Source organism: Streptomyces acidiscabies, assembly GCF_020010905.1.
In the GTDB taxonomy this organism is placed as follows: domain Bacteria; phylum Actinomycetota; class Actinomycetes; order Streptomycetales; family Streptomycetaceae; genus Streptomyces; species Streptomyces acidiscabies.
The window spans coordinates 2,523,575-2,536,781 of the sequence record NZ_JAGJBY010000001.1 but is presented as its reverse complement, the minus strand read 5'-3'; the positions used below and the strand labels follow the sequence as shown (position 1 = coordinate 2,536,781).

14 protein-coding genes are annotated in these 13,207 nt (G+C 73.3%); 7 read left to right on the top strand and 7 right to left on the bottom strand.

The features are described from left to right. Position 1: 1 nt before the first annotated feature. The 3 genes from J8M50_RS11885 to J8M50_RS11875 are packed head-to-tail and all read left to right on the top strand — an operon-like array spanning position 2 to position 2,986. Entirely contained in the window at positions 2–1,615 is a 1,614-nt protein-coding gene (locus J8M50_RS11885) for an FAD-dependent monooxygenase (RefSeq protein WP_040835757.1), read from the top strand. A 34-nt stretch (positions 1,616–1,649) separates the two neighbouring features. Next, positions 1,650–2,396, top strand: coding sequence for a MerR family transcriptional regulator (locus J8M50_RS11880; protein ID WP_029183603.1), 747 nt, complete (start codon positions 1,650–1,652; stop codon positions 2,394–2,396). After that, positions 2,393–2,986, top strand: a complete 594-nt coding sequence (locus J8M50_RS11875) for a hypothetical protein (RefSeq protein WP_010351908.1) — start codon at positions 2,393–2,395, stop codon at positions 2,984–2,986. Before J8M50_RS11880 ends, J8M50_RS11875 begins: the two co-directional genes overlap by 4 nt. On the opposite strand, the gene J8M50_RS11870 is transcribed toward J8M50_RS11875, so the two are convergent. Then, entirely contained in the window at positions 2,937–4,361 is a 1,425-nt protein-coding gene (locus tag J8M50_RS11870; protein ID WP_029183604.1) for an RNB domain-containing ribonuclease, read from the bottom strand. The two genes, J8M50_RS11875 and J8M50_RS11870, sit on opposite strands and share 50 nt — an antisense overlap. 95 nt (positions 4,362–4,456) lie before the next feature. On the opposite strand from J8M50_RS11870, the gene yaaA reads away from it, so the two are divergent. Continuing rightward, entirely contained in the window at positions 4,457–5,221 is a 765-nt protein-coding gene (yaaA, locus tag J8M50_RS11865) for a peroxide stress protein YaaA (RefSeq protein ID WP_010351910.1), read from the top strand. Positions 5,222–5,225: 4 nt separating this feature from the next. On the opposite strand, the gene J8M50_RS11860 is transcribed toward yaaA, so the two are convergent. From J8M50_RS11860 to J8M50_RS11850, 3 genes are read right to left on the bottom strand one after another with little or no spacing between them, the layout of a single operon-like run. Next, complete coding sequence (locus tag J8M50_RS11860; RefSeq protein WP_010351911.1) at positions 5,226–6,554, bottom strand: bifunctional RNase H/acid phosphatase; 1,329 nt, start codon at positions 6,552–6,554, stop codon at positions 5,226–5,228. A 5-nt stretch (positions 6,555–6,559) separates the two neighbouring features. After that, the gene (locus tag J8M50_RS11855; protein WP_178855024.1) at positions 6,560–7,303 is read right to left on the bottom strand and encodes a zinc ribbon domain-containing protein; all 744 of its coding nucleotides are present in this window, start codon (positions 7,301–7,303) and stop codon (positions 6,560–6,562) included. Then, positions 7,300–8,142, bottom strand: coding sequence for a Nif3-like dinuclear metal center hexameric protein (locus J8M50_RS11850; protein WP_010351913.1), 843 nt, complete (start codon positions 8,140–8,142; stop codon positions 7,300–7,302). Before J8M50_RS11850 ends, J8M50_RS11855 begins: the two co-directional genes overlap by 4 nt. A gap of 216 nt (positions 8,143–8,358) precedes the next feature. Between J8M50_RS11850 and J8M50_RS11845 the strand changes: the two genes are divergently transcribed. From J8M50_RS11845 to J8M50_RS11835, 3 genes are all read left to right on the top strand, one after another. Continuing rightward, positions 8,359–9,444, top strand: coding sequence for a hypothetical protein (locus J8M50_RS11845; protein WP_010351914.1), 1,086 nt, complete (start codon positions 8,359–8,361; stop codon positions 9,442–9,444). A 94-nt stretch (positions 9,445–9,538) separates the two neighbouring features. Beyond that, entirely contained in the window at positions 9,539–9,703 is a 165-nt protein-coding gene (locus J8M50_RS11840) for a hypothetical protein (protein ID WP_086013966.1), read from the top strand. Between the two features lie 88 nt (positions 9,704–9,791). Further along, positions 9,792–10,223: an HIT family protein gene (locus tag J8M50_RS11835; protein WP_040835759.1), complete on the top strand. Its 432-nt coding sequence runs from the start codon at positions 9,792–9,794 to the stop codon at positions 10,221–10,223. A gap of 24 nt (positions 10,224–10,247) precedes the next feature. On the opposite strand, the gene J8M50_RS11830 is transcribed toward J8M50_RS11835, so the two are convergent. The 3 genes from J8M50_RS11830 to chsH3 are packed head-to-tail and all read right to left on the bottom strand — an operon-like array spanning position 10,248 to position 13,150. Further along, on the bottom strand, positions 10,248–11,186 hold the full coding sequence (locus J8M50_RS11830; protein WP_010351916.1) for a 3-oxoacyl-ACP reductase: 939 nt from the start codon (positions 11,184–11,186) through the stop codon (positions 10,248–10,250). A 9-nt stretch (positions 11,187–11,195) separates the two neighbouring features. After that, positions 11,196–12,272, bottom strand: a complete 1,077-nt coding sequence (locus J8M50_RS11825) for a Zn-dependent alcohol dehydrogenase (RefSeq protein ID WP_010351917.1) — start codon at positions 12,270–12,272, stop codon at positions 11,196–11,198. A 14-nt stretch (positions 12,273–12,286) separates the two neighbouring features. Beyond that, the gene (gene chsH3 / locus J8M50_RS11820; RefSeq protein WP_010351918.1) at positions 12,287–13,150 is read right to left on the bottom strand and encodes an enoyl-CoA hydratase ChsH3; all 864 of its coding nucleotides are present in this window, start codon (positions 13,148–13,150) and stop codon (positions 12,287–12,289) included. Positions 13,151–13,207 lie beyond the last annotated feature (57 nt).

Below are 13,207 nucleotides of genomic sequence, written 5' to 3'. Positions count from 1 at the left end.
CATGGCAGATTTCGACGTGGTGATCGCCGGAGCCGGTCCGACCGGCCTGATGCTGGCCTGCGAGCTGCGGCTCGGAGGCGCGAAGGTGCTGGTGGCGGAGCGACGGGAGGAGGTGGACGAGACGATCAAGGCGATGTCGGTCAACTCCCCCTCCGCCGTGGCCCTCTACCGGCGCGGCTTCCATCCCACGCTCGCCGGGATACAGGAGCGCGCGATGGCCGGCTTCCAGCGCTTCAGCGAGGAGCGCGGCGAGGACCTCGTCCCACCGCCCCGCTTCGCCGGCCACTTCGCGGGCATCCCCCTCGACGCCGCCTTCCTCGACCCGGACGACCCGGCCTGGGCGGACACCGGCCGCGCGGAGGAGATCGGGCTGATCCCGCAGGCCGAGCTGGAGCGGGTCCTGGCCGCGCGGGCGCGGGAACTGGGGGTCGAGGTGCGCAGAGGGGTGGAGCTGACGGGATTCGAGGAGGGCGGCGCGGACGGCGGCGGGGTGTCGGTACGGCTGACCGAGCCCCACGCGGACACGGATGCCAGCATCAGCACTGGTGACACCCGTACCGTCCGCGCCGGCTGGCTCGTCGGCTGTGACGGCGGGCGCAGCACGGTCCGCAAGCTCGCCGGGTTCGATTTCCCCGGTACGCCCCCGGAGATCACCGGCTATCAGGCGGTCGCCGACATGACGGGCACGGAGGCGCTGGCCACCGGCTGGAACACGACCGCGACGGGCACATACGCGCACGGCCCGCTGCCCGGCCGCATCCTCACGGTCGAGTTCGACGGCCCACCCGCCGACCGCACGACACCGGTCACGGCCGCCGAACTCCAGGCCGGCGTGCGCCGGGTGACGGGGGTCGAGGTGACCGTGGAGAAGGTGCGCACGGCGACCCGGTTCACCGACAACTGCCGCCAGGCGAGCGACTACCGCAAGGGCCGGGTCCTCCTCGCGGGCGACGCGGCGCACGTCCACTCCCCCTTCGGCGGCCAGGGCCTGAACCTCGGCATCGGGGACGCGGTCAACCTCGGCTGGAAGCTCGCGGCGGTCGTGCGCGGCTGGGCCCCGCCGACCCTCCTCGACTCGTACACGGCGGAACGGCACCCGATCGGGGCCTGGGTCCTGGACTGGACGCGCGCGCAGATCGCCCTGATGCGTCCGGAGTCCCACGCGCGGGCGCTGCGCGAGGTGTTCACCGACCTCACCCGGACCGTGGACGGCACGACCTACCTGGTCAAGAAGATCTCCGGCGTCTGGCAGCGCTACGCCCTCCCCGGCGACCACCCCTTGGTCGGCGCCAGCGCCCCCGACCTGGAGCTGTCCGACAGCACCCGCCTCGCCGACCACCTGCACACCGCGCGCGGCCTCCTCCTCGACCTCGCCGACGACCCGAAACTCCGCGCCCGCGCGGAGGACTACGGCGACCGGCTCACCATCCTGACGGCCACCTGCGCGGACCGCCCCGGCCTCGCGGCGCTGCTGGTCCGGCCGGACGGATTCACGGCGTGGGCGGCGGACACGGAGCCGGCCGGGGCGGGCGGGGAGCCGCTGGAGGCGGCGCTGGAGCGCTGGTTCGGGACACCGGACGGCGTCCCGGAAGGAGCGCCCGATGGCAGCCCTTGACCTTGCCGCGACGTCAACGTCTGTACTGGTCGGCATGAGGATCGGAGAACTCGCCGAGACGGTCGGCGTCACCACGCGGGCCATACGCCACTACCACCACCTGGGCCTGCTCCCGGAGCCGGACCGCCTTTCGAACGGCTACCGCGACTACACCCTGCGGCACGCGGTCGCCCTCGCGAGGATCCGCCGGCTGACCGAGCTGGGCGTGGGCCTCGCGGAGGTCCGGGACGTCCTCGCGGACGACGCCGGGAAGGACCTCACCGAGGTGCTCGAAGAGCTGGACGAGGACCTGGCCCGGCAGGAGGCGGCGATCCGGGAGAGACGAGCCCGGCTGCGGGTCCTCCTGGAGGCGGGTGAGCTGTCCGCCGAGGGCCCCGTCTCCCCGGAGCTGGCGGAGCTGTTCGCGCGGACGTCCGGGCTGGCCGACTCGCCGATGGCCGCGAAGGACCGCGAGGTGCTGGCCCTGATCGAGACGGCGGCGCCGCCCGAGACGCGGGAGCGGCTGCTGGCGGCGGTGGGAACGGTCACGGAGTCCCCGGAGGCGGTCGCGCGGGCGAACGAGGCGTACGCGCTGCTGGACGACCTGGCCGACGCGGCGGCGGACGACCCGCGCGTGGAGGCCGCCGCGCACCGGCTCGCCGCGTGCGTGCCGGCGGGCCTGCTGCCCGAGGGGCCGGCCGAACCGGACAGCACGTTCCTGCGCGCCTTCTACGCCGACTTCCCGCCGGGCCAGGCGGCGGCGATCCGGCGGGTGCTGGAGATCCTCGGGGTGACGACATGAGGACCCTGCGGGCGCTGGCCCGGCATCAGGGGCGGATGTGGGCCGACCTCGCGCGCTGGGCCGGGCGGCGGCAGACCGGGGAGGGGCGGCGGCTGGCGTACATGCGCGGGCAGGGGGCGATGACGGCGGCCCTCGTGTTCGTGTGCGTGGTCGAGACCGCCGGGTTGGCCGTCCTGCTGCGGGAGTACCCCGTCGCCCACTGGGCGGTGTTCGCGCTCGACGTCTACACGCTCGCGCTGGTCCTCGGGTCGTACGCGTCCTGCGTGGTCCGGCCGCACGTCCTGGAGGGCGACGCGCTGCGGGTCCGGTACGGGCAGGTGGACGTCCGGCTCCCCTACGACCGGATATCCGGCGTCCGGCGCGAGACGCGCTTCTCGCACCCCGGGGCCGAGGGTGAGCTGAGCCTGCCGGTCGGCGGACAGACCTCCGTCACGCTGGAGCTGGCGGAACCGGTCGTCCACGCGGGGCTGCTGGGGCGGGTGCGGGAGGTGACGGTCGTGCGGCTGCACGCGGACGACGCCGACAGCGTCGTCCAGGAGATCAGGCGGGTGCGAAGCGGACGGTGCGTGTCGCCGGGTCCGCTCGGGTGAGGCGGACGCGGAGATGTTCGCCGAGAGGGAGGTGATCGCCGTCGATACGGCCGACGACCGCGGGGGACTCCAGGTGGACGGTGCCGTGGTGGTTCTCCAGGTCGATGACGCAGGCGTCGAAGGTCTCGCCGACGCGGCCCGCGAGGACGGCGGCCTCGACGATGTCGACGCAGGCCCGCTCCACGGCGTTCGCCCGGTGGCCGCCCTCCGCCATCCGGTCCGGGAGCGCGTCGAGGGCGGCGAGGACCCACTCCGGCGGCGGTTCCCCCGCCATCGCCGCGAGGCACAGCTCGGTGGCGTAGCGGTCGGCGAGGCGGCGCAGGGGGGCCGTGCAGTGGGCGTACGGGGCGGCGACGGCCGCGTGCGTGGTGAGCGCGGGGAGGGTGCCGGCTCGGAAGACGGTGTAGCCGGCGCCGCGCAGGAGGCTCGTGCACTCCTGGAGGAACGCGGCGTGGCGGGGGTCGTGCGGGTCGAGGGAGCGGATCAGGAGGGAGTACGGGACGTGGTGGGGCCAGTCGATGCGCAGCGCCTGCGCGACCCGGCGCAGGCGGCCGACGGCGCCGTCCGGGGCGGCGGGGAGGGTGCGGAGCACTCCCGTGCCGTACGACAGCATCAGGTCGGCGGCGGCCATGCCGGTCAGCAGGGAGAGCTGGGCGTTCCAGCCGTCCGCCGGGAGGGGGGCGCGGTAGGTCAGCTCGTACGTGTCGTCCCGCTCCACGATCTCCTGCTCCGGGACGTTCAGGGAGATGCCGCCGCGCTCGACCTCCTGGCGTTCCCGCAGCTCACCGATGGTCTTCAGCAGCGCGAGGGGTTCCTCCGCCGTGCCCGCGTCGATCTGCTTCTGCACTCCCGCGTAGTCGAGTTTCGCCCTGCTGCGCACGAGCGCGCGGCGTACGTCCACCGCGAGCGTCCGGCCGTCCGCGTCCAGGTCGATCGTCCACAGGGCCGCCGGGCGGGTCAGGTCCGGCAGCAGGCTGGCGGCGCCCTCGCTGAGGACCGCCGGGTGCAGGGGGACCTTGCCGTCGGGGAAGTACAGGGTCGTCACCCTGCGGTGCGCCTCCGCGTCCAGCGCGCTCCCCGGTACGACGAACGCCGCGACGTCCGCGATCGCGTACCGGACGCGGTAGCCGGTGCCCTGCCGCGACAGGTGCAGCGCCTGGTCCAGGTCGGTCGACTCGGGCGGGTCGATGGTGAGGAACGGGATGTCGGTCGCGTCGTACGTCGGGAGCCTGGGCGCCGACGCGCTGCGCTCCGCCTCCGCGAGCACCTCCGGCGGGAAGGCGTCGGGGATTCCCAGCTCGGTGCGGAGCTCTGCGAGGGCGGCACGGAGCGGGGCTTCGGGGGCGCCGGTCACGTGGATGGGGCGACGGGGCATGGGACGAGCGTAGGGCGGGGGCGGGGGCGGGGCATGTGCAAGGTGGGGCGTTCTGCGCCGTACGCTGGGCTGAGTTGTCGTGAAGGAGATCGTTCGTGCTTGTGCTGCTGCCGCCGTCCGAAGGTAAGGCTGCGTCCGGGCGGGGTGCGCCGGTGAAGGTGGAGGGGCTGTCGCTGCCGGGGCTGGGGGGTGCCCGGGAGGCGGTGCTCGGGGAGTTGGTGGAGCTGTGCCGGGGGGACGAGGAGAAGGCCCGGGAGGTGCTGGGGCTCAGTGAGGGGCTGCGGGGTGAGGTCGGCAAGAACGCCGAGCTGCTGACCGCCGGGGCCCGGCCCGCCGGGGAGATCTACACCGGGGTGCTGTACGACGCCCTGGGGCTCGCCACCCTTGAGGCCGACGCCGCCCGGCGGGCCGGCAGGTCGCTGCTCATCTTCTCGGGGCTGTGGGGGGCCGTCCGGGTCACCGACCGGATCCCGTCGTACCGGTGCTCGATGGGCGTGAAACTGCCGGGGGTGGGGGCGCTCGGGGCACACTGGCGGGGCGCGATGGCCGAGGTGCTGCCGGAGGCGGCCGGGCAGGGGCTGGTGCTCGACCTGCGGTCGTCCGCGTACGCCGCCGCGTGGAAGCCGAAGGGGGAGGTCGCGGGGCGCACGGCGACGGTTCGGGTGCTGCACGCGCCGACGCGGAAGGTCGTCAGCCACTTCAACAAGGCGACGAAGGGGCGGATCGTACGGAGCCTGCTGACGTCGGGGTCCGAGCCGTCGGGGCCTGCCGAACTCGCCGATGTGCTGCGGGAGTTGGGGTACGTCGTGGAGGTCGCGGGGCCGGGGAAGCTGGACGTCCTGGTGGACGAGGTGCACTGAGCGCTCAGCGCAGGTGCGACGTGTCGTTCAGGAGCCGGACGCTCGCGTTTCCGTCCGCGTAGTACGCCACCGCCGAGAGGGACGCGGCGGAGAGGTCCATGCGGAAGAGGGCCTCCGGGGGCGCGCCGAGCGCCAGGCGGACCAGCGTTTTGATGGGCGTGACGTGGCTGACGACGAGCACCGTGCGGCCGGCGTACGCGCTGGTCAGCCGGTCCCTGGTGACGGCGATCCGCTCCGCGACCTCCGCGAAGCTCTCCCCGCCGCCCGTCGGACGCGCCTCCGGGTCGCCCAGCCACGCGGCCATGTCCTCGGGGTGCCGCTCACGGACCTCCCCGAACGTGAGGCCCTCCCACGCGCCGAAGTCCGTCTCCCGCAGGCCGTCCTCCACAGCGACGTCGAGACCGAGGCGGGTGGCGACGGCCTCCGCCGTCTCGCGGGTGCGCGCGAGGGGCGAGGCGACGATCGCCTCGATGCTTCCCCGGCGCGCGAGCGCCTCGGCGACGCGGGCGGCCTGCTCCCGGCCCACCTCGGAGAGGCTCGGGTCGGAACCTCCGCTTCCTGAGAAGCGTTTCTCGGGGGTGAGGGGGGTTTCGCCGTGGCGGAGGAGGACGAGGGTTGCGGGGGTGCCCATGTCGGGGGCGGGGCGGGGGGTGGTGTGACGGGGGTGAGGTTCGGGTACGGCGGCGGATACGGCTTCGCTGTGGGGGCTCCGGCCGACACGTACGCCGGTCCCGACGGCGACCTCGGCGTCGTACGCGTGCGCCTCGGCACCGGCGACCTCAGCCCCGTACCCGTTCCGCTCGGCGCCAACCGCGGCCTCGGCCTCGTACTCGGGCCCGTCGACCACGCCCCCCGGCGGCACCTCGCCCCGCTGACCCGCGTCCATCGCCTTGTTCGCCAGGCGGTCCGCCCGCTTGTTCTGCGCGCGGGGGATCCACTCGTAGCTCACCCGGTCCCCCGGCAGAAGCCTCGCGGCCTCGATGGCGAGGGGGCGGAGCGCGGGGTGTTTGATCTGCCAGCGGCCGGACATCTGCTCGACGACGAGCTTGGAGTCCATGCGGACGTGGACGGCGGCGGAGGGGTTCAGCGCGTGGGCCGCCCGCGCGCCCGCGAGCAGCCCGTTGTACTCGGCGACGTTGTTGGTGGCGACGCCGAGGAAGCCGGACCGCTCGGCGAGCAGCTCCCCGGTGTCCGCGTCGGCGACGACGGCGCCGTACCCGGCGGGCCCGGGGTTGCCCCGGGAGCCGCCGTCGGCCTCGATGACCAGGTGCCGGGGAAGCCGGGTCCGCGCCGGCTCGGCCTCCGCTCCCGGCGCCTCTCCCCCGTCGGCCATCCGTCCTACAGCCCCGACTCGACCGTACGGACCAGGATCCGCCGGCAGTTCTCGCACCGCACCACGGAGTCCGCCGGTGCCTTGCGGATCTCGGCGATCTCGGCGGCGGCCAGCTCCTGGCGGCAGCCCTGGCAGGTGCGGGCGTACAGCTTGGCCGCGCCGATGCCCCCCTGCTGCTCGCGCAGCTTGTCGTACAGCTTGAGGAGGTCGGCGGGGACGACGCCCGCGACGACGCCGCGCTCCTTGGTGACGGTCCCGGCCTCGCCGTCGAGCTCCGCGTACGCGGCCTCGCGGCGGGCGGTCGCGTCGTCGATCTTGCCCTGGACCGCGCCGACGCGCTCGGTCAGCTCGGCGACCCGCTCCTGCGCGGACTCGCGGCGCTCCATGACTTCGAGGACGACGTCTTCGAGGTCGCTCTGCCGCTTCGCGAGGGAGACGATCTCGCTCTGGAGGCTCTCCAGGTCCTTCGGCGAGGTCACGGCGCCGGAGTCGAGCCGGCGCTGGTCACGCTCGGCGCGCTGACGGACCTGGTCGACGTCCTGCTCGGCCTTCTTCTGCTCGCGCGTGCAGTCGCTCTCCTCGGTCGTCGCGGCGACGAGGAGGTCACGCAGCTGCGTGAGGTCCTTGCCGAGCGACTCGATCTCGGCGTGCTCGGGCAGCGAGCGGCGCTTGTGGGCGAGCTGCTGGAGTCGGACGTCGAGGGCCTGGACGTCGAGAAGGCGGTTCTGGTCGGCGGGCGCGGCGTTCAGTTGGGGGCTCCAAAGGGGGATGCGGAATGGCTGGTCCAGGGGTCGGTGACCGTGGCGGAGACGTGGGTGCGCAGGCCCCAGCCCTCACGCTCGGAGACCGCGTCGAGCTGGGCGGCGGCCTGCTCGCACCAGGGCCACTCGGTGGCCCAGTGCGCGGCGTCGACCAGCGCGAGGGGATGCTCGGCGCGGGCCTCGGACGCCGGGTGGTGGCGCAGGTCCGCGGTCAGGAACGCGTCGACGCCCGCGGCGCGGACGTACGCGAAGAGGCTGTCGCCGGAGCCGCCGCTGACGGCGACCGTGCGGACGACGGCCTCGGGGTCGCCGGCCACCCTGATGCCCTGCGCGGTGGCGGGCAGCCGCTCGGCGGCGCGGGCGGCGAACTCCCGTACGGTCAGCGGGTGGTCGAGCTCGCAGACCCGGCCGAGGCCACGCCGTCCGGCGGGGTCGGTGGTGTCGGGCACGAGGGGGCGGACGACGCGCAGGCCGAGCGCGCCCGCGAGGGCGTCGGAGACGCCGGGGTCGGCGGTGTCGGCGTTCGTGTGCGCGACGTGCAGCGCGATGTCGTTCTTGATCAGCGTGTGCACGACACGGCCCTTGAACGTCGACGCGGCGACGGTCGTGGTGCCCCGCAGGTACAGCGGGTGGTGCGTGACCAGCAGGTCCGCGCCCAGCTTCACCGCCTCCTCGACGATCTCCTGGACGGGGTCGACGGCGAACAGCACCCGCCCGACCTCCTGCTCCGGATCGCCCACGACGGTGCCGACCGCGTCCCAGGACTCGGCCCGCTCGGCGGGCCACAGACTCTCCAGCGCGGCGATGACTTCAGACAGACGGGGCACGCACCCAAGGCTACCTGCCGGTTCCTGTGGAACATACCGGTCGTGGGGATACCTGTGGATAACTCCGGCGGCGGGCCCACACTCCCCTCGAAGCACATACCCCCTCCCCGCCTCAGAGGAATCGCTTCTGCGCCACTCGTACGAGCGAAGTACCGGCCCGCTCGTCCCACGGCCGCGCGTGCGAAAACTACCTTCTGCGGCGGAGGTGATCGGTCGATGACGGCTTGTGTGATCGAACCGGCCGCGGGGGACGCGGAGGGGGCGACGGGAGCGGGTTGCGTGATCACTGCGGACGGGGGGTACGGGGCGCGGCTCGCCCGGGACGGGGACGCGTGGTTCCCCGAGAGATGGTCGCTGGGCGGGCCGGAGGCGTACGTCGTCCCGCTGCCCGGCGCGCAGCCGGAGGAGGCCGGGACCGAGGTCCAACCCCTCGCGGACGGCCGGGTGTTGATCCACCGGCGGGTCGAAGGGCGGCATCTTTTCTCGCTGTTGTACCCGACGGGGCCCGGTACCGGGGAGGTGCAGCTCGGGGCGGTGGAGTGTACGGACCTGTCGTTGCTGCCGCCGTCGCCGTGCGGGAAACGGGTGTTCGCGCTGGCGGCGGGCGAGGCGTCGACGGTCGTGTGGCAGGTGGCCGGGGGTGCGTTCGGGCCCGAGCGGCTGGCGGAGGTGCCGGGGCGGTGCGGCGGCGGGGTGTGGCTGGACCCGGACGGGCGGCTGCTGGCCGTCGACCGTGAACTGGGCGGGCGTACCAAGGCGGTTGTGGTCGACCTCGGGCGGGACGGCGCTGTGTCGCCGCTCCTCCAGATCACCGAGGAGAGTGACGACCGGCTGCTGCTCGCCGACCGGGACAGCGGGCTGCTGCTGATCCGGTCGGACGCGCCGGGTGAACCCCGGCTCGGGTGGGGGGTGTTGGGGAGTACGTTGCCGGTCCGCTTCCCCGAGTCGCTGCGGGCGGCGGGGTGTTCGGTGACGCCGTTCGCCGTGCAGCCGGGGCAGGTGCTGCTGCCGGAGAGCTGTGCGGTGGCGCTGCGGGTCGACGGGGCGTACGGGTGCTGGGTGGGGATGTGGCGGGCGGCGGATCGGCGGATGCGTCAAGTCGCCGCGCCCGAGGGATGGTTGACGGGGAGCGGGTGGTGGTCTTCGGAGGGGGTGCTGGGGTTGCCGTACACGACGGGGGGCGAGCCCTGCGGGGTGGCTCGGGTGCGGGCGTGGGAGGGGGTCGAGGTGAGGCGTACGGCTGTCGCGCCGCGTCCGGTGCCGTTGCAGCAGGCGCCACTCGACAAACGTGTAACAAGGTAGGCGCCGACGCCTCGCCCACCCCTTCGGCCTCAGGGGTCTCGATAGACTTGCCGGGCTGTATGAAGGATCAGGTTTACGGGGTGGAGCACTTCCGATGAACGACGCAAACACCACGCAGCGGCCGTACGCCGAGACGCACGGCTCCGAGTCCGGCGGCGCCGGGCGCCATCGCGGGCCGCAGTCGGCGCATGATGCGGAGACGGCTTCGCACGGGCGGCATCGCAGGCCGGCGGAGCAGGTGGAGTCGGCTGCGGCGTAGGCGGTTCGGGTATGTGGGTCCCGCTGGTCACCGAGGGGTGATCGGCGGGGCCTTTTTCTTGAGTGAGGCTTTTCTCAAGGGAGTTGGCATGTCGGCGTGCGTTTTCTGCGACATCGTCGCGGGTAGCGGGTCCGCTCGGATCGTGTACGAGGACGAGTGGACCGTCGCGTTCCTGCCCTTGTACCCCGCCGCTGTCGGCCACACGCTGCTCGTTCCCCGCACGCATGTCCGCGACCTCTGGGATCTCGGCGCGGCGGACGCACACTGCCTGACGACGGCGCTGTTGCATCTCGCTCCGGCGTTGCGGCGTGCGCTGGCCCCCGACGGGCTGAACGTCGTCAACTCTGCGGGGGCTGCGGCGACTCAGACCGTGTTCCATCTCCATGCGCATCTGGTGCCGCGTTGGCACGGGGACGCGTTCGGTCCGCTGTGGCCGGCTCGATCGCAGCGGCCTGCGCAACAGGACGAGCGGGTGGCGGAGTTGATCAGGGCGGAGGTGGCGGGAACGGCGTACGGTTGACCGGACCGGCGGGGCGTCGGCTCTCTACTCCCGCCGCAGCCCCAGCACTTCGGCCGCACCGAACGTCTCCCCGCTGGGCCGCTCGGCGTAGTGCGGTGTCAGTACCGCGTCCAGCTCGTCGTACGTGAACGCGTCCTGCTTGCTGTCGAACTTGGCGCGGATGCGCGGGCGTTCGACGACGGCGACCATGCCGCCGTGGACGACGAGGAGCTGGCCGTTGATGCGGGCGGCGGCCGGGGAGGCCAAGTAGCCGACGAGGGGGGCGACATGGGCCGGGGAGAGGGGGTCGATGCCCTGGTCGGGTTCCTCTACGGCGGCGAAGACGTCCTCGGTCATGCGGGTACGGGCACGGGGGCAGATGACGTTGGCGGTGACGCCGTACTTGGTGAGGGCGAGGGCCGTCGAGACGGTCAGGCCGACGATTCCGCCTTTGGCGGCGGCGTAGTTGGGCTGTCCCGGGGAGCCCGCGAGGAACGCTTCGGAGGAGGTGTTGACGATCCGCCCGTACACCGGTCCCCCCTCCCGCTTCGCGCGCTCCCGCCAGTGCGCCGCCGCGAACCGGGTCGTGTTGAAGTGCCCTTTGAGGTGGACCCGGACGACCGCGTCCCACTCCCCCTCCGTCATGGAGAAGACCATCCGGTCGCGCAGGATGCCCGCGTTGTTGACGAGGACGGCCAGCTCGCCGTACGTCTCGATCGCCAACTCGACGAGTTCGCGGGCCTGTTGGAAGTCGGAGACGTCCCCGGTGTGGGCGGTCGCCTCGCCCCCGGCGGCGCGGATCTCGGCGGCCACCTCCTCCGCGGGCGTCGCGGACGCCTCGCCGGAGCCGTCGCGGCCGGCCTGCCCGTAGTCGTTGACGACAACGGCCGCGCCGAGCCTGGCCAGTTCGAGCGCCTCGGCGCGTCCGAGTCCACGCCCGGCGCCGGTGACGATCGCCGAAAGCCCTTCCAGGGGACGGGACATGACGGTTCCTCAGATCTCTATGCAGGTCCGCAGAGCGGTCCCGGTGCGCATCTGGTCGAGGGCCTCGTTGATGTCGGCGAGCGGGACCCGGTGCGTGATGAGGCCCTCAAGGTCGATGCGCCCGGCACGCCAGAGGGCGATGGTCCGCTCGTAGGAACGCAGGACGTCACCGCCGCCGTACATGGACGGCAGGATCCGCTTCTCGTCGAAGAACAGCTCGAACATGTTGAGTTGGAGGAAGTCGTCCATCGCACCGGCGCCGACGACGACGAGGGTGCCGCCGCGCCGGGTGTTCTCGTAGGCGGTGCGCGCGGTGGCGGACCGGCCGACGACCTCGAAGACGTAGTCGAACCCCTCGCCCCCGGTGACCAGTTGCTTCATGCCGGGCAGCTCGTCGGGCGAAACCGCCTTCGTGGCACCGAACTTGAGCGCCGCCTCGCGCCGGGACTCGACCGGGTCGACGGCGACGATCTCGGCGGCCCCCTTGAGCCGCGCGCCCTGGATCGCGGAGATCCCGACACCCCCGCAGCCGATCACGGCGACGGACGAACCGGCTTCCACGTCAGCGGTGTTGAGGGCGGCGCCGAGTCCCGTGGTCACCCCGCAGCCGATGAGCGCGGCGATGTCGAAGGGCACGTCCTCGGGGATCGGTACCGCGCACCCGGCGTCGACGACGACCTCCTCGGCGAACGTGCCGGTCCCCGCGAACCCGAACACATCCCCGGCGGGGCGGCGGAAGTTGGGGGTTCCCGCGTTCATGAACCCGGCGAGGCACAGCTCGGTCTGGCCGCGTTTGCAGGCGGGACAGGCACCGCAGGCGGGCAGCCAGCACACGACGACCCGGTCCCCGGCCTTCAAGTTCCGTACGCCCTCCCCGACTTCGAGGATCTCGCCCGCGCCCTCATGCCCCGGCACGAACGGCCCCGGCTGCGGCAGCACCCCGCTCATCGCGGACAGGTCCGAGTGGCACAGGCCCGTCGCCCGCACCCGGACCCTCACCCTGCCGGGCCCGAACCCCACGGCCTCGACGTCGTCGAGGACCTCCAGCTTGTCCTGACCGATCTCGTGCAGTACGGCTGCGCGCATGGGCGCGACTCCCCTCAGATCAAGGCGTGTTGGACGATCGTGTCGGCGAGCACGGGCGCGTCGCCGCGTTCGGCGGCGCTCACCGCGACGCGTACGGCCCCCTCGCCGCGCCACATGCGGACGCGCAGCGTCTCGCCCGGGTACACGACCCCGGCGAACCTCGTGTCGTACGACCGGACTTGGCTCACGTCCCCGTCCAACACCGCGTCCACGACGGCCTTCAGCGTCATGCCGTACGTGCACAGGCCGTGCAGGATGGGCCGTTCGAACCCGGCACGCTTCGCGAAGTCGGGGTCCGCGTGCAGGGGGTTGTGGTCGCCGGAGAGGCGGTACAGGAGGGCCTGGTCCTCGCGGATCTCGCGCTCTACGGTCAAGTCCGGTTCCCCGGTGGGGGGTTCGAGGCGACCGGAGGGGCCGCGCTCGCCGCCCCAGCCGCCTTCGCCGCGTACGAAGATGTGTGCGTCGCCGGTCCACAACGGGCCTTCGGCGTCGGTGACTTCGGTGCGCATGACGAGGACGGCCGCCTTGCCCTTGTCGTACACGGCCGCGATGCGGCCCGTCGCGGTGGCGGTTCCCTCTGCCGGGATCGGGCGGTGGATCGTCAACGACTGGCCGCCGTGCAGGACTTGGGACAGGTCGACGTCGACTCCCGGCATCGACAGGCCGCTGATCACTCCGGGCGAGCCGTTTCCCGCGACCGTCGCGAAGCTCGGGAGGACGTGCAGGCGGGATTCCAGGGTGTAGCGCAGTTCGTCCGGGTCGGTGGCGGGGGTGCCGGCGCCGATGCCCAGGTGGTAGAGCTGCACGTCCTTGCGGGTCCAGGTGATCTCGCCGGTGCGGGGGGTGGCGGCGAGGGCTGCGGCTGCGTCGATGGGCACGGGGGCTCCCTGGGGGGCGTCGGTGCGGAGCGCTGGTGCGGTGGGTCCAAGACCTCG